This is a genomic window from Chryseobacterium shigense (genome assembly GCF_900156575.1).
Lineage (GTDB): Bacteria > Bacteroidota > Bacteroidia > Flavobacteriales > Weeksellaceae > Chryseobacterium > Chryseobacterium shigense.
In genome coordinates this window covers 795,301-816,586 of sequence record NZ_FTNY01000001.1, presented here as the reverse complement: position 1 = coordinate 816,586, position 21,286 = coordinate 795,301, and the positions used below count along the sequence as shown (strand labels likewise).

The 21,286-nt window shown below is 39.8% G+C and carries 13 protein-coding genes; 12 read left to right on the top strand and 1 reads right to left on the bottom strand.

From position 1 onward, the window contains the following. Positions 1–23 precede the first annotated feature (23 nt). From BW964_RS03725 to BW964_RS03680, 10 genes are all read left to right on the top strand, one after another. On the top strand, positions 24–554 hold the full coding sequence (locus tag BW964_RS03725; RefSeq protein WP_076504799.1) for a hypothetical protein: 531 nt from the start codon (positions 24–26) through the stop codon (positions 552–554). 2,046 nt (positions 555–2,600) lie between these two features. After that, the gene (locus tag BW964_RS03720; protein ID WP_104669481.1) at positions 2,601–3,776 is read left to right on the top strand and encodes an autotransporter outer membrane beta-barrel domain-containing protein; all 1,176 of its coding nucleotides are present in this window, start codon (positions 2,601–2,603) and stop codon (positions 3,774–3,776) included. 19 nt (positions 3,777–3,795) lie between these two features. Then, positions 3,796–10,989, top strand: coding sequence for an RCC1 domain-containing protein (locus BW964_RS03715; protein WP_084175574.1), 7,194 nt, complete (start codon positions 3,796–3,798; stop codon positions 10,987–10,989). A 153-nt stretch (positions 10,990–11,142) separates the two neighbouring features. Continuing rightward, positions 11,143–14,721, top strand: a complete 3,579-nt coding sequence (locus BW964_RS03710; RefSeq protein WP_084175570.1) for an RCC1 domain-containing protein — start codon at positions 11,143–11,145, stop codon at positions 14,719–14,721. 141 nt (positions 14,722–14,862) lie between these two features. After that, complete coding sequence (locus BW964_RS03705; protein ID WP_076504791.1) at positions 14,863–15,273, top strand: 5-fold beta-flower protein; 411 nt, start codon at positions 14,863–14,865, stop codon at positions 15,271–15,273. Positions 15,274–15,330: 57 nt separating this feature from the next. After that, a complete protein-coding gene (locus BW964_RS03700) occupies positions 15,331–15,729 on the top strand; it encodes a hypothetical protein (protein ID WP_076504789.1) in 399 nt (132 codons plus the stop codon). A 365-nt stretch (positions 15,730–16,094) separates the two neighbouring features. Then, entirely contained in the window at positions 16,095–16,742 is a 648-nt protein-coding gene (locus BW964_RS03695; RefSeq protein ID WP_076504787.1) for a hypothetical protein, read from the top strand. A 76-nt stretch (positions 16,743–16,818) separates the two neighbouring features. Next, positions 16,819–17,367 carry a hypothetical protein gene (locus tag BW964_RS03690; protein ID WP_076504785.1) on the top strand — a complete coding sequence of 183 codons (549 nt, stop codon included), beginning with the start codon at positions 16,819–16,821 and terminating at the stop codon, positions 17,365–17,367. A 56-nt stretch (positions 17,368–17,423) separates the two neighbouring features. Next, positions 17,424–18,107, top strand: a complete 684-nt coding sequence (locus BW964_RS03685; RefSeq protein WP_076504783.1) for a hypothetical protein — start codon at positions 17,424–17,426, stop codon at positions 18,105–18,107. Positions 18,108–18,127: 20 nt separating this feature from the next. Continuing rightward, positions 18,128–18,391 (top strand): hypothetical protein, encoded by a 264-nt coding sequence (locus tag BW964_RS03680; RefSeq protein ID WP_123912020.1) that lies wholly within the window; start codon positions 18,128–18,130, stop codon positions 18,389–18,391. A gap of 343 nt (positions 18,392–18,734) precedes the next feature. On the opposite strand, the gene BW964_RS22445 is transcribed toward BW964_RS03680, so the two are convergent. Next, positions 18,735–18,899 carry a hypothetical protein gene (locus BW964_RS22445; protein WP_165789214.1) on the bottom strand — a complete coding sequence of 55 codons (165 nt, stop codon included), beginning with the start codon at positions 18,897–18,899 and terminating at the stop codon, positions 18,735–18,737. Between the two features lie 562 nt (positions 18,900–19,461). Between BW964_RS22445 and BW964_RS03675 the strand changes: the two genes are divergently transcribed. Further along, entirely contained in the window at positions 19,462–20,406 is a 945-nt protein-coding gene (locus BW964_RS03675) for a hypothetical protein (protein ID WP_076504778.1), read from the top strand. A gap of 8 nt (positions 20,407–20,414) precedes the next feature. Next, positions 20,415–21,098, top strand: a complete 684-nt coding sequence (locus BW964_RS03670) for a hypothetical protein (RefSeq protein WP_076504776.1) — start codon at positions 20,415–20,417, stop codon at positions 21,096–21,098. Positions 21,099–21,286: the final 188 nt, after the last annotated feature.

Sequence of the window (21,286 nt, the reverse complement as noted above, 5' to 3'; positions counted from 1 at the left end):
CATCTATAAAAATATACACCCTCATGAAAAAAATTAAAACAGACTTTGAAACCCATCTTTGGGCAGACAGCAGAAAGCGTTCCAGTTTTCAGCTGATGGAAACCTTTTTTGAGCTCAACGATCTGGCCGCCTCTAAAAAGACGTTACATAACATTATGCATTATGCAGTCAAAAAGAACAGCTGGATGAAGGAAGATCCGTCCGTTCTTTTTCACTTTCGGGAGTCGATGCAGTCGTTTGTTCGGGCAGGCTACCTCATCACGCTGAAGGAAAAGAAATGGATCATTAATACAAAGCTGGAAGACGTTTCTCCATTGGTTATGGGCTTGCTTTCGGAAAAAGAATACCAAAATCCGATGTTGGTCTTTAAAAAATCATTCAGAGAATACAGCATCAAGGAGTTTGATTATTTCCTATCCGGTATGGTCTATTTCTCGCTGGGAATCTACGACCACCTCCCGGAAAGGAATATCGTGAATCCCTACATCCATCTGATTAAAATGCTGGATGCTGCTCATCTTATTTTGGAAAGGAGACGTAAGAAGTACAGCTAATGATTAGAAATTTCATTAACGCAAAGGTTTACTATCACTATGCATAGAGTAGGAGGCAAGGAGGGCATCAATCATGGATTTATTCGATGAAGCGTACGTTTTATGCATCCGCTTCATCCGCGGTGAAACCGCAACTCTTTGCTTTCCTAAAATCATCAGGATCTTATAAAAACTTTGCGTTAAAAAAAGCTTGGAGTTTATCAGATACAATCGAATATTCCTAGCTGAAAATCTCTGATTTTCTTGCGCCTTAACCTATCCATATAGCTTGAAACACCTTGCGCCTTTGCGTTATTCCAACAAAGCAATGAGCAAACGATTATTAGAATAGAAATTTCATTAACGCAAAGGTTTACTATCACTATGCATAGAGTAGGAGGCAAAGAGGGCATCAATCATGGATTTATTCGATGAAGCGTACGTTTTATGCATCCGCTTCATCCGCGGTGAAACCGCAACTCTTTGCTTTCCTAAAATCATCAGGATCTTATAAAACCTTTGCGTTAAAAAAAGCTTGAAGTTTATCAGATACAATCGAATATACCTAGCTGAAAATCTCTTATTTTCTTGCGCCTTAACCTATCCATATAGCCTGAAACACCTTGCGCCTTTGCGTTATTCCAACAAAGCAATCAGCAACCGTTTATTATAATAGAAGTTTTATTAACGCAAAGGTTTACTATCATTATGGATAGATTAGGAGGCAAAGAGGGCATCAATCAGAGATTTATTCGATGAAGCGTACGTTTTATGCATCCGCTTCATCCGCGGTGAAACCGCAACTCTTTGCTTTCCTAAAATCATCAGAATCTTATAAAACCTTTGCGTTAAAAAAAGCTTGGAGTTTATCAGATACAATCGAATATTCCTAGCTGAAAATCTCTGATTTTCTTGCGCCTTAACCTATCCATATAGCTTGAAACACCTTGCGCCTTTGCGTTATTCCAACAAAGCAATCAGCAACCGTTTATTAGAATAGAAATTTCATTAACGCAAAGGTTTACTATCATTATGGATAGATTAGGAGGCAAAGAGGGCATCAATCAGAGATTTATTCGATGAAGCGTACGTTTTATGCATCCGCTTCATCCGCGGTGAAACCGCAACTCTTTGCTTTCCTAAAATCATCAGAATCTTATAAAACCTTTGCGTTAAAAAAAGCTTGAATTGATCTGATACAATTGAATATGGTTTAATCCCTAATAAATCCCTAGCTGAAAATCTCTGATTTTCTTGCGCCTTAACCTATCCATATAGCCTGAAAAACCTTGCGCCTTTGCGTTATTCCAACAAAGCATAGCAAACGTTTATTAGAATAGAGGTTTCATTAACGCAAAGGTTTACTATTATTAAAAAAAATTTCGTTAAAAAAACGAATATACTTTCCAAATTTAGCTTAAATCCTATTTTTAGTCTCTGAAAATGAATAGATACCACAAATGAGCAAATAATTATTATTTTTTGATCAACAATTTGATGGATTCACAATAAAAATATACTTTTGCACTCAACAACATAAAATCTAAATCGATGGAAGTGTTGCTTTTACTTAAAAAAACTAAAAACCAAACTAAACTTGAAAACGAATTAAAATTATTAAACATGAACAAAACTACACGCTATCTCTGCTAACTCATCAAAACTAATTGTTCCGACAATTTAAAACAAGGCTAACTCCTCAAAATTTCTTTGGAGCCACAAATCGTATTTACCCCATAGGGATGATTTGAATCAGATCCTCAAGTCAGGGAAAGAATACCGGGTCATGAGAAACACCATAGGTATTCGGCTATCGGTTCGGGAAAAAGAAATCGCTTGCGATGCAGGAGGAAGCTTGCTGTTGTTCCAATGATGAGGCACACCATTTCATCTACAAAATACTTTTAAAATCAATGTTGATTCATTGATTAAGGCCTTTGTTTTTGTATGAATTCATTGGATTGGTATTAACATCTTTTTTATGGAGCTCAGTAACCATTCAAACGAGTATAAGTATTTAAAAATCAAACATATATTTAATATTAAACTATTAATCCTTACACTATTATGACAAAAAAACTATTTACGATTGCCTTGACAAGCTTATTCAGCACGATGGCTTTTGCGGCAGACCTGTATGTTAGAAATGGCGGAGCGGGCGGTGCTTATTCTACCGTAAGTGCAGCTATTACGGCTGCTTCAGACGGAGACCGCATCATCATTCAGCCTAAAACCAATGGGACTGCGTATGTAGAAAACATTACCATCAATAAATCGCTGACTTTTGTCTCTGAAACCAGTTACAACAGATATTTTATTCAGGGAACCATTACCATCAATCCGGCAGCAGGAAGAGTGGTGAATATCAGTAGTCTGAGTTCCGGGAACTTTACGATCTACAACGTAGTGGCAAGTGGGCCGTCAACCGGTGGGAGAACGACCATAAACCTGTATAACTGTTATTTAAATAATGTGAATACCAACCAAACCAATACGACCACGAATATTTCGGGTTCTACAGTGTCGGGAGGGATTAGTTTTTCCCATGGAAGAATTACAGCTAATAAAGCACAGTCCATTTCTGCCAATTCTACCACAACAGATACGGTTCTTGCAACCACAGATATAGAAGTGTATGGAAATAAATCTGATTTTGGGTTAACCCACTCACAATCCAATTATAATTTTAAATTCTACAATAATTTTTGTAGAGGGGTATTTGTGTATGCTATTAAAACGGGCAGCGCCAACGAAATCATTAACAATACCATCTATGATCCTAATGGTGGTGATGTAGCACCATTTTTCATCAACTTAAACAATGGAAACACCGGAAATATTGCCATTATGAATAATGCTGCGTCTTTCGTGGTAGGACAAACCAATGTTTGTATTAAAAACAACAATAATGCTACTGTGTCAGCTTCTTATAATGTATTTACCAATCCATTTGTAACAGAAGGAACTATGACTCAAAGTAACAATTCAGGATCTGTCAATATGAACTTCAACAATACGGATTACACTATCAGTGGAATGAATGCAGATGCTGGAAATCCTGACGTAAGCTATACCGATTTAGATTTAACCAGAAACGACGCCGGACATTATGGAGGTTCCAACAGCTGGGCTAACTACTGGCCTGCAGACAGCGGAGGAAAACCTCAGGTAAACTATCTGGTAACTCCAAGAACCATCAGCAGTGGAACTTTGAACATCACCGGTTCAGGTTTTTCCAAATAATTCTTAATGATAGAACAATATGAATAAATATATCTATAGTATCATCGCTTTGCTTATGATCATGTTGTGCCCGGCACAGATGTACGTAAGCCAGGCCGAGTATTTTTGGGATACCGATCCGGGTACAGGAAACGGAACTGCCGTTTTAGCTGCGGATGGGAATTTCAACAGTGCTTTTGAGCAACTGACCAAAACGGGGATTGCTACACCAGGTAATGGTTTGCATAAACTTAATATCCGTATTAAAGACAATACTGGAGTTTGGGGACCTGTTTTTACTAATGTCATTAATGTTCAGCAAACTCAGACCTCTCCCTTACTGGCTCTTTCACAAGCCGAATATTTCTGGGATACCGATCCGGGAGCAGGAAACGGAACAGCTGTTTTGGCTGCAGATGGTAATTTTGACAGGGCTTATGAGCAAATCGTAAAGACAGGAATTACCCTACCATCTATTGGATTGCATACATTTAATATCCGTGTCAAAGATAACAACGGGACCTGGGGACCTGTTTTCAAAAACGTGATTGATGTACAATCCGCAGGACCTGCAGGTTGTTGGAAGAGCGTCACTGCAGGCGGTAGTCATTCCGTTGGAGTAAAAACAGATGGCACACTTTGGACCTGGGGTCAAAATGGTTATGGACAACTGGGTGATGGAACTAATATTCAACGAAATGTTTCCGTCCAGATAGGTACAGCCAATAATTGGAAAAAAGTGGTTACCGGATTAAGCTATACAGTGGCTATAAAGACCGACGGAACGCTATGGACCTGGGGGGAGAACCCGGTAGGCCAGCTGGGAGATGGAACCACAATCTCTAGAAACACACCTACAAAAATAGGAACAGATAGCGACTGGGTAGATATTGCTGCCGGAATTAGTCATACAATGGCTATAAAAGCAAACGGAACACTTTGGGGCTGGGGCCGTAATATGGGCGCTCATCTAGGTGATGGAACCTATACCAACAGGAATACACCCACACAAATCGGAACAGCAACCAATTGGAAAAGTATATCATTAGGAGAGGATTTTTCTCTTGGATTAAAAACTGACGGTACGCTTTGGGGCTGGGGTGTAAATGTTTATGGAATGCTGAGTAGCGGTACTGCGTCATTCATAATGGTACCTACACAAATAGGAACAGCTACAAACTGGGCAAGTATTTCAGCCGGATACACCCACGCTGCGGTAGTAAATACTAATGGGCAACTTTATACCTGGGGAAGAAATCACAAAGGACAACTTGGGGATAATACCATTACAGACCGATCAACATTAACCCTTGTACGTAGTGGCATTCAAAGTGTTTCTGCAGGATATTATCAAACCTTAGCGGTAACAACAACCGGAACTTTAATTGCTTCCGGTGCCAATGAGTATGGCCAGCTTGGTGATGGTACAGGCATTGATAAAAAGAACTGGATTACGGTAGGATCTGCTACCAATTATAAACAGGTGAGTACATCTATGTCAGGGTACTATACTTTTGCTTTGGATAATGATGGTTTCCTGAAAGCATGCGGAGATAATTATACGGGTCAATTAGGTGATGGTACTACCTCTTCTAAATTTACCATCACTTCTATTGCATGTACTTCAAACTGTACGCCTCCAAGTCAGTTGTATACTTCCAATATCACTTCTACGGCAGCTACTCTTAATTGGTTCCCGGCAACACCGGCACCTGGTGGGGGATATGTATATGCCTATGGTACTGCTTCAACTGTGGGCAGTTCCAATGGTACTGTAGTTTCTAACGTAGCAAGTTTAACCAACTTATCGCCATCCACTACATATTATTGGTGGGTAGCATCTAAGTGCGGATCCAGCCAAAGCAGTTGGGTACCGGGAGGATCATTTACGACACTCCCTTTCTCAGGATGTTTTGAGGAAATACAGGCAGGTGGCTTCCGTAATTTTGCTATTAAAGCCGATGGTAGCCTTTGGGCCTGGGGCGAAGGCAATTTTGGAGAAGATGTGTCTATTCTTTATAATATGCCTAAAAGAATAGGAACTGCCAGCAACTGGAAGCATATTATCTCAGCCGGACAGCATACTGCTACTTTAAAAAAGGACGGTACAATCTGGACATGGGGATTCAATAATGCCGGTCAGTTAGGATATGGCAATACTACGGCTATCTTTATCCCTAAACAAGTGGGTACAGCTATAGACTGGAAAACTATAGCAGCCGGATTTGAAACCACACTGGCACTGAAAACCAATGGTACACTATGGGCCTGGGGTGGTAACAGTAAAGGATCTTTAGGAGACGGAACAGTAATCAATAAATCAGCTCCTGTACAGATTGGTACAGCAACAGACTGGGCCTCGATATCAACAACAGGCCAACATGTCGTAGCTTTGAAAACAGATGGCACGCTATGGACATGGGGTAATAATGACAGTGGTCAGTTGGGTAACGGGAATACTACCAATGGGTTGGTGCCGACACAAATAGGGACAGATACCAACTGGAAAACAGCTGTTGCAGGCTTACAGTATTCAATAGCAATAAAGACGGATGGTACTTTGTGGACCTGGGGAAGTAATGTTTACGGACAGTTAGGGGATGGGACTACCACTAATAAAAATGTACCTACACAAATTGGAACAGATACCAATTGGAAAAGTATTGATAGTTATACAGAACACTCATTGGCTATTAAAACCGATGGTTCACTTTGGGCTTGGGGTAAAAATAATTACGGACAATTAGGGGATGGGACGACCACGAACAGAACTGCACCGAAACGTATCGGAGCAGATAGTAACTGGTACAGTATCTCAGCAGGTGATTATCATTCAATTGCTTTAAAATCTGACGGGTCTCTGTATTCATGGGGATATAATAGTAATGGTCAGTTGGGTAATGGTACAAATGGATTTCAGGCCGGTTCTTACACACCGATAAGCATCGCTTGTCCTACAGACTGTCCTGTTCCAAGCCAGTTGTCTGCTTCCAATATTACTTCTATAACGGCTACGCTTAACTGGTCTGCACCAGCAACAGTACCTGCCGGAGGATATATGTACAAATATGGTACTTCATTCAATGTTGGAAGTGTCAGTCATACTAATAATACAACTATTTCTACAACAGCCAATGCAATAAATTTATTACCAAGTACCACGTATTATTGGTGGGTAGCATCTCATTGCGGATCCACTCAAAGTGATTGGGTACCGGGAGGAACATTTACGACACTTCCGCCTACGGGCTGCTGGCAAAGTATTGCTGCAGGCAGTACCCATTCTGCAGGGATAAAGTCAGACGGAACACTTTGGGCCTGGGGAACTAATAGCGATGGACAGTTAGGTGATGGAACAAATACCGACAGACACGCTCCAACGCAAATAGGAACAGCAACCAACTGGAAAAAAATTGTGACAGGTGCTCAGTATTCAATTGGATTGAGAACTAACGGAACACTATGGGCATGGGGTTACAATTCAGTAGGTCAGTTAGGAAACGGAACCACCGCTAACGTAAATGTACCTACACAGTTAGGAACAGCTACCGACTGGGCAGATATTGGCAGCGGGGTAAATCATACTTTAGCTGTAAAAAACAACGGTACCCTTTGGGGCTGGGGAAATAATGGAAACGGACAATTAGGTGACGGGACTATTTTAAATAAAACATTACCTACGCAAATAGGAACAGCAACCAACTGGAAAAGTATTGCAGGAGGGGATAGCTTTTCTCTGGGAATAAGAACCGATAATACACTTTGGGCATGGGGCTTGAACAATTACGGACAGTTGGGTGATGGTACAACTACCGATAGAATCCTGCCTACGCAAATAGCAACAGCAAATAGCTGGTCAACTGTTGCAGCCGGATATACCCATTCTGCAGCACTCAACACAGGTGGAGCAATTTATACCTGGGGACGAAATGACAAAGGGCAGCTTGGTAATGGTACCTATACGAACATTTTGGCACCGATAATTATAATGGGCAACATCAAAAGTATTGCTGCAGGAGCATATCATACCGTAGCCGTAACTACAGCCGGAAAACTATATGCCTGCGGAGCCAATAATTATGGTCAGTTGGGGAATAACACGACGACTAATAACCCGAACTGGCTTGCCATAGGAAACGACAGCGATTATAGTGTGGTTTCTGCAGGAGCATTCCATACTTTAGCTTTAAATACAGATCGATACTTAAAAGCAGTTGGAAATAACGAGGGAGGACGCTTAGGTGATGGTACTACAATTCAGAGAAATTCATTCGTTTCTATTACCTGTATTCCATGTAATCCTCCTAGTCAGTTATCTACTTCCAATATCACTTCTACAACGGCTACGCTTAACTGGTCACCACTGGCAACAGCGCCTGCAGGAGGATATATTTATGCCTATGGAACTTCTTCAACCATGGGAAGTCCTAACGGAAATACGATCGCTACAACAGCCGACATTACCAATCTAATGCCTAATACGACCTATTATTGGTGGATGGCATCCAATTGCGGATCCAGCCAAAGCAGCTGGGTGCAGGGAGGATCTTTTACTACGCTCCCTCCGGCAGGTTGCTGGCAAAAAATTATGGCCGGTGAAACGCATTCATTAGGAATCAAATCAGATGGAACACTTTGGGCATGGGGAAGCAACCAGTATGGCCAGTTAGGTGATGGAACAACCCTTGACAGAAATGTTCCAAAACAGATAGGAACCGCAAACAACTGGAAAAAAATTATGGCAGGTGCTCAGTATTCAGTAGCACTTAAAACAGATGGAACGCTTTGGTCCTGGGGGTATAACTCTGTGGGACAACTAGGAAACGGAACCACTGTGAATAAAACGACACCAACACAGATCGGAACAGCTGCCGACTGGGCAGATGCTGCGACTGGAAAAAGACAGACACTAGCGTTAAAAACAGATGGAACCCTTTGGGCCTGGGGAAGTAACCAGTATGGCCAGTTAGGTGACGGAACGTCTACAGATAAGAATGTCCCTACCCAAATAGGAACTGCAACCGATTGGCGAAGTATTGCAGCAGGAACTGATTTCTCTCTTGCGGTAAAAACCGGCGGTGCACTTTGGGCATGGGGATATAATAACAATGGTCAGTTGGGCGACGGGACCAAAACACAAAGAACCGTACCTAAGCAAATCGGAACCAATACTGACTGGACTGATGTTTCTGCCGGATTTATGCATGCTGCAGCGAGAACTGCGAATGGAATACTGTATGCATGGGGAGACAATAGCCAGGGACAGCTTGGTGACGGCACTTATATTAATAGATTAGTACCAACACTTGTCTCTGATGGAGTTCAAAGCGTTGATGCAGGAGGACATCATACCGTAGGAATAATGACAACCGGAAATATGTTTGCCTGTGGGTATAATTATTTTGGTCAGCTGGCTAACAGCACGACCAACAATAATTCAAACACGTTTTCTATTTCAAATGCTAACGATTTTAGCATAATCTCTGCAGGAGGATATTATACATTAGCTTTAAATACGGATGGCTTCCTGAAAGCAGCAGGTGCCAATGAAGTAGGCCAGTTAGGAGATGGAACTCTTGTTAAAAAGAACGCATTTGTTTCTATTGCATGTATTACAAACTGTGCCCCTCCGTCTCAGTTGTATACTTCCAATATCACATCTGCAACAGCCACCCTTAACTGGACAGCATCAGTATCAGCTCCCAATGGAGGCTACCAGTATCTTTACAGTACCAATTCGATTATTGGAGGGATAGACGGAACAAGTACTTCCACTACGGCCAATCTTACCAATTTATTACCTAATACCACTTACTATTGGTGGGTGGCATCTAATTGCGTATCCAGCCAGAGTAGCTGGACGGCAGGAGGTTCCTTCAATACACTTCCTACAGCTGCAGCTGGCTGTTGGAAAAATGTTGTTGCTGGTGATAATCATTCGTTAGGAATAAAGACAGACGGAACATTATGGGCGTGGGGAGATAATTTCGGTGGAGAATTAGGAAACGGGACTATTTTTGGCAAAAATACCCCAACACAAGTTGGAACCGCAAATAATTGGAGTAAAACTGCTGTCGGATTTCACCATTCAGTAGGAATAAAAACAGACGGTACATTATGGGCATGGGGTAATAATGATTATGGACAAATAGGCGATGGAACAACAGTACGACGACTTACCCCAACGCAAATAGGAACATCAACGGATTGGGTTAGTATTGCCTCTGGTTCCAATCATACGATAGCTCTAAAGTCAAATGGAACACTTTGGGCTTGGGGACGTAATATTTGGGGACAATTAGGTGATGGTACAACTACCAATAAAACTGTGCCTATACAGATTGGAACATTAACGGACTGGCAAAGTGTCGCAGCAGGAGCAGAATATAGTTTTGCCATACAAACAAACGGAACACTCTGGGGTTGGGGATATAACGGATATGGCCAGCTAGGTGATGGAACCGGGACCAATAAAACTGTGCCTGTTAAAATTGGAATGGCTACGAATTGGAGAAATGTTGATGGAGGACATAGTCATTCGGTAGGGATAAAAACTGATGGAACACTGTGGACCTGGGGAAGCAATTTCATTGGGGAGCTTGGAAATGGAACTACATCTACAGGTTCAACCAACATTCCGACACAAATCGGGACAGCAACAAATTGGCGCAGTATAGATGCTGGCCGTAATAGTTCTTCTGCTGCCATCAAAACTGATGGAACGCTTTGGACATGGGGGAATAATAATTATGGACAGTTAGGAGACGGAACATTAACCAATAAATATGCACCTACACTTATAGGATCATCTGCTGATAGGCAAACTATTGCAGCAGGATCAGCTAATACGCTTGTTATCAATAGCAGTGGGTTCTTATCAAGCTGTGGAATTAATAACTATGGTCAGGTTGGAGACGGTACCAATATTCAAAGGAAAATATTGGTTCCTATTAGCTGTCCTACAGGTATTGTTTTAAGGACTGATGAGGTTTCAACACAGACGGATCAGCTGAAAGTTTACCCGAATCCTGTACGTGATATCCTGACGGTTTCTTTTGATCAAAAGATTCTTTCCGTTACGGTTTACAGTGCCGCAGGACAACAGGTACTAACTAAAGTGATCAACGATACTAAAGGAACCATTGATGTGTCTGCTTTCCCTTCAGGAGTGTACCTGTTGAAAGTAAATGCAGCCAATGACTTTACGAAAACAGTAAAAATAATTAAAAGATAAACCTTAAAAATTGATGACAACCGCTGAGGTTTGGTGATGATTTTATTACTAAAAAATAGAAAGAAATCGGTTAAACCTTAGTGGGCTTGTCATTGATCTGCTTAAAAAATAAACAATACAATTAAAAAAAAACTACCAAAAGAAAAAATTAAGATGAGAAGAATGTACTTTTTATGGCTCATTTTCATTTCCGGTATGGTCTCTGCACAATTTACGTATACAGTGTACAATACTTCAAATTCGGGAATAAGCAGCAACAACATCAGTGATATTAAGATTGATAATACCGGCCTGCTGTGGATAGCCACCAACAATGGAATTTCAATATTCAACGGAACTGCTTTTACCAATTACAACACAGGTAATTCCGGCATTGCATCCAATGCTGTCAAAGAAATAGAAATTGATGGTTTAGGGAGAAAATGGATGGCCACCCAGAACAATGGGATTATCTTATTCAACGGAACGACATGGACGAACTACACCACCGCCAATTCCGGACTTCCCAGCAATACAATTAAAAATATTGCCGTAGACACAGCCAATAATTTGTGGGTGATCACAACAGACGGGCTTACTAAATTTAATGGAACCACATGGACTACGGATTCTTCATTCCCCAATATCAACTCACTAAAGACGGACAGCAACAATGGAGTTTGGGTGACTAATAATGGAGCTTTGTATAAATATAATGGAACCAATTTTAATTTCATCGTACAGGATGCCGAAAAAGTAGTGAAAATTGATAATAATATCGTGTATGTTGATACCAACAGCGGTATGCTTACGTACTCTACTGCGGGAACTTTACTCAACACGTATTCTATAGGAAGTTCTTGCGTGGCCAATACTTCAATAAATACCCTTGATGTAGATAGCAACAATGAAGTATGGATTGGCTATGGAGGAAGCGGATTGCAAAACTTCAGTGATTGCGTTACCTACACCGCGAACGGTGCCGGCCTTCCCAATAACACGCTCAACGTTGTGAAAACCCAGAACACCAATACGATCTGGATAGGATATACACAGCAGGGACTCGTGAAAGCGATTCCTCAAAACGCAACAGGCTGCTGGCAAATGATCAGTGCCGGACGAAATTATTCCACAGGGATCAAAACAGACGGTACCCTATGGGTATGGGGGAGTAATTCTTCCAGCCAGCTTGGAGACGCAGGAGTTATTCGAAGAAATGCTCCGATGCAGGTTGGAACAGCAAGCGACTGGAAAACATTAAGTACAGGATATGACCATACAGTGGCCATTAAAACCGATGGAACTTTATGGGCCTGGGGAGCGAACCGATATGGACAGTTGGGAGATAATACGACGATCATCAGGACTACGCCGGTCAAAATAGGAACGGCAACCAATTGGAAAGCTCTTAGTGCCGGAGATTCCCATACATTAGCCCTTAAAACAGACGGAACGCTATGGTCCTGGGGTAGGAATTATGACGGGCAGCTAGGAGATGGATCCAAAATCGATCGGCATATTCCGTTCAAAGTAGGAAACGGTATCAATTGGGATAAAATATCTGCCGGTGACTATTATTCCGTAGGTATCAAAACAGACGGAACCCTATGGAGCTGGGGGAGAAATGCCAACGGAGAATTAGGGAACGGAACTACCACAACTACGATCTATGATGTTTCTCCAAAACAGGTAGGAACTGCTACGAACTGGCTGAAGATAGTTGCAGCAGGGACCCATACATTAGCTCTAAAATCTACCGGAACTCTTTGGGCCTGGGGGTCCAATGGATCAGGTCAGTTGGGAGACGGAACCACAGTTTCTAAAAAAGCTCCAACCCAAATCGGAACAGGAAGCAATTGGATCCGTATCTCTGCAGGATGGGGACATTCTGAGGGAATAAGAGCAGGAGGAACACTCTGGGGCTGGGGGAGCAATTCCTCCGGAATGTTTGGAAGCGGGCCAACGGACATTATATCACCAACACAATTGGGCTCCACTACAGACAATATGATGATTTCCAGCGGATCCTCGCATTTTCTTAACCTCACTTTTTCCGGATCTTTAAGAGTTGCCGGATCTAACACCAATGGCCAGCTGGGTGATGGTACCTTTGTTGAAAAAAACACGCTTACATCTATAGCTTGTCCTTCAAACTGTGCTGTTCCAACACAGCTTTCTGCCACTAATATTACTTCGGGGTCGGCTACCCTTAACTGGACTGCACCAACACCGGCACCAGCTAATGGATATCTGTATGCATACAGCACCAACCCAATTGTTGGAGGTATCGATGAAGCAACGACTTCTACAACTGTCAATTTGAATAATCTGTTGCCAGGGACTACTTACTATTACTGGGTCGCAGCTCATTGTGCAACCAGCCAGACCAGTTGGATTCCGGGTGGTACCTTTACCACACTTTCCGGCGGTACAGGCTGCTGGAACATTGTAAGTTCAGGAAATGACTATACTTTAGCAACGAAAACAGACGGAACATTATGGGCATGGGGAATTAATGAAGACGGACAATTGGGAGATGGGACTACAGCCAATAGAGCGACTCCAACACCTATAGCCATTTCAGGGGTCTGGAAAATAGCTACCGCATATAATCATACAGTGGTTATTAAAACAGATGGAACGCTATGGGCGTGGGGTAGTAACCAATTTGGACAGTTGGGAGACGGAACTACCAACAACAGAACAACTCCGTTGAAAATAGGATCGGCAAACGACTGGGTAGGTGTTACCATTGGAAATAATTATACATTAGCCATAAAAGCCAATGGAACATTATGGGCATGGGGACATAATACCTATGGTAATTACGGAGACGGAACTACCTACAGCAGAACTATACCCACACAGGTAGGAACTGCCGCAGACTGGCGAAGTATTGCTGCCGGAAGCGATCATGCTTTGGGAATAAAAACAGACGGAACCCTGTGGGCCTGGGGTAAGAATTATGACGGACAGTTAGGAAACGAAAATACAACCAGTAAAACAACGCCAGTAAGAATAACAACGGCGACAAACTGGAAAAGTATTGATGCTGCCGGAGATCACTCTATGGCTATGAAAACAGATGGAACTATTTGGACCTGGGGCAGTAATTTATCCGGGCAACTGGGGAACGGATCCAAAAGTTCCAGAACATCACCGGGCCAGGTAGGAACAGCCACCGATTGGAAAAGTTTTGATATTGGGCGCTTTAATGGGATAGCTATCAAAACAGACGGAACGCTATGGTCTTGGGGAAGTAATGAGGTGGGAGAAATAGGAGACGGTACAGGCATCTCGAGACTATCACCTGCGCTTATTGGGACAGCCACCGACAGAAAAACGGTAGCAGCAGGAAGTAATAATTTATTCGTTATCAGTAACAGCGGATTTTTGTCAGGTAGCGGCGATAATAGAAAGAACCAGCTCGGAGATGGTACCCTTATTCGAAAAAGAATTTTTTCTCCTATCGGTTGTTCGTCAGGTGCTGTTTTAAGAACTGATGAAGTTGTAACGCAGAGAGATCAGCTGAAAGTATTCCCGAATCCGGTAAGTGACATTCTGACGGTTTCTTTTGATCAGAAGATACTTTCCGTTACGGTTTACAATATGGCGGGTCAGCAGGTGCTTACTAAAGCGATCAATGACACTAAAGGAACCATTGATGTTTCTGCTTTCCCATCAGGAGTGTATCAGATGAAAGTAAATGCAGTGAATAACTTCGTAAAAACGGTGAAAGTAATCAAGAGATAAACATGATCAATGAAAGTGCGGAAGCATGATCTATAAAAAATAGCGTCACTTATCTTTTAAGTGGCGCTGTTTTTTTAAAACGAATCGTTATTTTTAAGACATCAAAAAAACAAAATAATAATCCATTAAAATTTTAAAATCATGAAAAAAACAGGAATCATTGGTTTCCTTGTCTTCAGCCTTTCGATCGCCAATGCACAAACCATCGAATCAGGAAGCCGCAGCACAACGGGATACATTAAAGCAGACGGAACCATTGAAAACAGCAGCCGTTCCACAGTAGGATACATCAAGCTGGACGGGACTATTGAGAATAAGAGCCGCTCAACCATCGGTTATATCAAAAGCGACGGGACCATAGAAAATAGCAGCCGTTCTACCGTAGGCTACGTTAAAAAAGACGGGACTATAGAGAACAGCAGCCGTTCAACCATTGGGTATATCAAAGACGATGGAACGGTAGAAAACAGCAGTCGCAGCACGATTGGCTATGCCAGAGGAATTAAAAAGGAGTGGGCAGCGGTTGTCTATTTCTTTTTTAAATTAGATTAGTCATAGAGTAAAGCACTGCCTTAAAACCTCTGGTGAAAAATTATAAATACTAAAAAGATGAAACTGAATATTGCTTACCATCTTGAAGAAAACCGCTTTATACTACCTATAGAAATCACTAACGATACCGATAAGGACCAAAGTTTTTACTTTTATAATGACACCGGCGCATTGGCCAGGAACGGGATAAGACTTTTTAATACAAAGGATGAAGAGATAGAGCCTTATGAAAGAGCTTTTATATCGCCCAAATATACGGGTGATAAGGTACGCGCTGATCTATTGGCTCCCAATGAAACCGGACAGTTTGAATTACAAGGTAAGATTGTAGAAGAAGACGGGGAATGGGTTTTATCTTTTAAAGGAATTTCCTTCAGGATCGTCAGGAATGAAAAATTTTATCTCACGTTTCATTTTTTAGGAGGAATATCTAATTCGCTGGAAGTCGTATTTTAACCTGAACCATTCATAAAGCTGTTTAGGCTATCAATCAAAGATTCCCTGAAATTAAAAGTAACAAAATATTTTCAAACACTTAAGTTATTTTAAGTTTCAAACTTTGCGAATATGAAGTACACCTAAGTTTTTTGAAAAATCTTTGATTTTTTTTCTAAAGTGAATTTATTGATCAAGGAAGATATTCACCTTTCTAAAGTGCACTAAAGTGTTTTAAAATAAAAGGTTGCATGAACTTCATTGTATTTGAAGAATTGCTGATCTGCAAAAGATTAGACAATTGTCCTATCCAAAAAAAATGTATTTTTAAAATATTGAATTGAATATTTCGTGTACTATTCAACCCAATCATAAAAACTAATAAAATGAATAACGAACTCCAAGAACTCCTTTACTACTACAATGAGGAAGGATTTGAAGGATACGATTTAAACGAAGTTCAACTCCTTGAAAAAAAAGATTTTGACAGGGTTGAAAAATTAAAGAAGTTTCTTCACCATGAAGACCGGTATATTGCTTATCAGGCCATGCTTATTTTACTTGCATGGTCTATACCCGAAGGGTTTGAACTCCTTGATCGGTTCATTGCTGAAAAATGGGACGAAAAAGAGCGATTTGAACCTCATAGACTTCATGGTGAAGATAATGTATATGATGTCATCACCAATGCATTGTACATTTCAACATTCAATGGAAAAAGCGAACAGGAATTATATCTTTATATCAAGCAGTTTTTACATCGATATGGTGATCGTTTTTTTGAATCTAACCTGAAGGATTTTCTCTTAACGAAAGATTGCGGGCCGCTTTTGAAAGAAATAGAACTGGCCATGCAAACTGCTTTACAAAACAAACGGTATTACCAGGCCAGCCAGTTATTTCCGGTACTTGTTCATTATGAAAACAATCTATTGAATGCCTACATCGGTATTTTTAGGGCATTGATCAATCAGGATAATAGGATTGCTTACAATATACGGGAAGCAGAAAAAAAAGCTGATAATCTTCTATAAGACGTTGAATGTCTGTCATAAAATGCATGATCATTCAATCTTTAAATGAGAGTATTTAAAATTAACAAAATAACGAATGGAACCAATACGGGAACTAAAACAATCCAACGCAATATTGCAGTCAGCTTTAAACAATATTCGTGGAAAAATAATTGTTGAGCTGGCCAATGTCCTCAGTGGAAAAGCCGTTGTGATGCTTCCCGATTTTAGCAAAGACGATATCGCTGTACATAATTTTGAATACCGTCACGAGTGGTTTACCATGGTGTTTTTTGCCTCCAATTCAGCTGGTTTTACCATGACGGGAAAAAACGATTTCTTAAGAAATGAGTTGAATGATTATTTTTCAAAATCAGAAGAATTACTGGACACGGTGAGTGATCTGGAGGATGACTTTGAGTATGCGGAAAAATGGGAAGAAATGATGGAGGAATATGAGCAGGAAAAGTATGAGATTTTTGACGATTGGTTTACCTCCTGCTGGGAAGAAGCTCAAAAAATTACAGGCAACACTATACCCACTTATTTTTCAATTGAGGAAATGGATTCAGGAGTAGAACTGGTGTCTTCAGACAGCGTTGAAATCTACAAAAATCAAATCAACAGAAGACGATATACGCATTAATGATGAGTTTTTCTGAATTATTCTAGCTCAATTGAGCTATCCAAAACAAAGTTTTAATGAATGAGAACAGACAGGTGTATACAGATTTAGAAGATCGGTTAACGAAAAAATACTATCGTGAAATCGTTGAAAAAGCTTTAGCAGAGGCAAAGGAGCAATATGAGCAATTTCCCAATGACCGCATGAACATTTCTTTTTATCATCAACTGCTGGACATAAAAAAAACAGTCATTGATGACCATGAAGTGTACACCGAAGATGAAGCGTATAAAAAATACCCAATGGCGATCATGGTCGTAAGGAATTTTCTGGGTGAAGAAGCCGATACGGCGTACGCAAAGATGCTACAAGATATCGTTTGGGGTATATCATTATATCCTGCTATGATTGAAAATATTGAAATGATCAGGCGGAAATTATTTGACGGAGATGAAGAAAAAGCTGTCAGACATGTTTTTGCAATTGAAAATCAAACGTTCAAACTGATCGATTTTTACAACAACCCGTTACGAGGATTAAAAAAAGAAATAGGGGAGAGAAGTTTTAATATCATCATGAAAGAAAGCACGTTCAGTCTGGTTAATAGCTTTGTTGAAAAGTATCTTTCTGAAGATGGATTGGAAATTCATTATGTAAAGAAAAATGAGGCCATCTACCTGTTTTCCTACGGAGAATATCAACCGGGGAGGTATCTGTTATATTTGGAAGGGATCTGTTACTATGCGGTGCCAAAAGGGTAGTTATCCTGAGCCAATACCAAATGACGTGTTCAAAATCAACTGAAAGAATGGACGAAGAGAAACTACCCGAACAAAAAGAATGGGAGTATTATATTTATGAGCAGGGCCACCAGATTACATTATCTATCCCTATTCCTAAACCAACGCCAGGATTCGATATCATTTATAATCTTAATGAATCTGAGATGGAAGAATATAGGCATGCAGGCATCAAAGCCCTTGAAGACAGGATAGAAGATATGAAAGTTAACTTTTACAACTATGAAATGAACTCCTGGAGATAATAAAAAAAAACAGGGACTTATTTTTAAGTGAAAATAGCTGCGCTGAGATCCTGATTACACAAAAAAAATAACCCCTGATAATTCAGGGGCTTTGCTTTATTTTGGCAGCATAGTTATACGCTGGTTTGCGCTATCTCAAATCATTATTTTCTTATCATTCACCATACGCTGAAGAAATGCGTTATGATGGTAGATTGAGATATTCAGGATTCTGTTAACATGATCCCGCTTATTTCAGTTATGCCCGATGGTTCAGATCTATTTTTCTTTTACGACTTCCAGTATCTTATTTCCGGGTTCTTCTAAACTGCTCTTTGAAGATATCAATTCAATCAATTCCGATTTAAGACTCCTCAGTTTTTGGCTTAAAGTTTCTCCCTACGCCTTGTCTCAGAAAGGTAATTTTCCCCTGTGTTTGCTTGGCTTTTTCAAGAACTTCCATCGCTCTTGTGCGTTCATTCATTCTACCTGCATGGGTGATACTCCCTTGATTTTCAATTTTTTTCATTCTACAAGATAGTGAAAATAATTGACAAAAGCAAATAATAGACATTCCCCAGTTTCAGGGGGACACAACCTCCTCAAGGGAGTATGGCAAGGGGCTGCACTCCCTTGGATAATGGTCTGAAGGCTGTTCGGAAGTCTCTTTACCCTCTTGCATAACCCGTTCTACCCCCTTGGGTAAGGGGGTGTCGCCCGTTCCTCAAGTGGGTATAGGCCGTTCGGAAGACCCTCCCAGGGGTTGGGGAAGTACCTGCGGACCCTTTGGAAGGGTCTACAGGCTTCCTAGTGGGGTTTTGTTAGGCTTTGTATGTTTTTCAAATGTTTGATGTATAATGCTAAAAACACATGAAAGGATTCGTTCGGTAGTGGGGATTACAAGTAGTTTTTTTATTTTCGCTAGGAATAATTCGTATAACTTTGAGGCTTTATATGGGAAACCGTAATTTTCATTTTACAAATAAATGTATATTTGTCTATTAACTAATAGTAATGAAAACAAAATTTATCCGGAGTAAGAGTCCTACTAAAAGAGAGTGTTTTTCTAACCCTTTCAAAATTATAATAAAATGAGCAATGAATTAAAAATAAAAATCATTACAGACTCTCACGGGAATGATTTAGATCTGAGCAATATTAGTATTGAAGCTGCTGATGCGTTAAAGGTATTTATTGACTCTATGGTTGATTTTGCGAAAACATATGAAGATACATCAGATATTAAACTTAAGTTAGATAATGGCTCAATAGAAACATGTTTAGTTTATCCTGAAGAGGAAGAAGTATCACAAGATATTGAGGATATTTTAGCATTTCAATCAAGTAATAAAAATAGGGTAGAAGCTTTTAGAAATATACAGGAAAAAATTCAACTGAATGGATTGGTGTATGAAGTATTTCTTAGCAAAGAAAATGAACCAGTCCGTGAAATTACCCAAATATTTAAAGGAAAAAAATTTAGAAAAGCTAAGCAAATATTTGATAGAAAATATTCAATTGAGTTCTTAGAAGGTGAACTATTTGAAACTGGTGGAAGGACTACTGTAAATGTTCACATTGAAAATAAAGAGTTAGCTAAAGAATATAAAATTGAATGTGAAAAGCCAGATGCCAAAAAATTAAATGATAGATTATATAGTAAAGTATATTTATCTGTAATTAAAATTTCTAAAACGGAACAGGATATAGAGTACAGATACATCGACAGTTATTTGCGAAATGATAATTATTTGTTCTATAAAAATCTTCATGAACAGCTCATGACACAAGATTCGATTGACAAATATGATTTAATATATAACTATATAGTTAATACTATTAATGATGACAACTCTTCAAACGAAGAGCTTATTAAGTTAATTAGATTATATAATAATAAGTTTACTGAAAAAGGAATTATAAGAACTATTTTAATGACTCTCAAACCGATAATTAAAGAAGAGGATGGGCTCTTTGCATATTATGATAGCTTAGTTAAAACATTTAGATCGAGAAGTCAAACAAGGAAAATATAAGTGGTAGAATGCAATTACAAGGTACATTAATTAAATACAACGAGAATGAGCTTCCTAGTAACTTTGTTTCTATAGCTGTTTTTTTAAATGGAAATATTCCACAACATGCTGCCATTTTGATTAGGCACAAATCGAACGATTTCTTATATCATTATCCAGGATTTAGAACCCAACCTATGGTAGAAGAAGGTTATCATTATGAAAATGTTTTAATTTATAAAATATTAGACTTCTTTGATACTGAAGACGAGAGCGATGTGGGAGCTTTCTTACAATACTGTAAAAGAGTTTGTCAACAGACCGCGGTAACGTATGGTTATATAATGGACGGTTCAAGTTATGATAATCAAGGTAGGTATCAAACACTGTCAGGGCTGCCGGAAATCGCTACATGTGTAGGATTCTGTGTAAATACCCTGACAAATGCAATTACTGATATAGAAGAGTCATACTTTAATTTGGAAGATTGGGATAGTAGTGGTGTTGATTTAGGAATAGACCAATGGTCAATTGACGAAGCTGAAAGAAAGTATAAATCATTAGATTGGAGTAGATATAACACTTTCAAGAAAAGGGTCACTCCTCTAGAATATCTCTGTTCTGCTTTTTGTAGTGTTTTTCCAATTACTAAAGAAACAATTAGGCAAATACAGCCATCAGTAGAACTTGAAATTGAGAGAAAGCTAGTGTAATAAAATAATTAAATACGTAAAAATAAAGCCCCGATATCCGGGGCTTTTTATATGCAAATAATTATTATTTTTAATCAAATCCATAACTGTGTTAATCATATTGAAAAGTTCCTTTGCTTTTTTGATCTTCACTACACAAAGTCTCCTGACTTTGAGCAACTAAAATAAAAATAATCCTTTTAAAACAT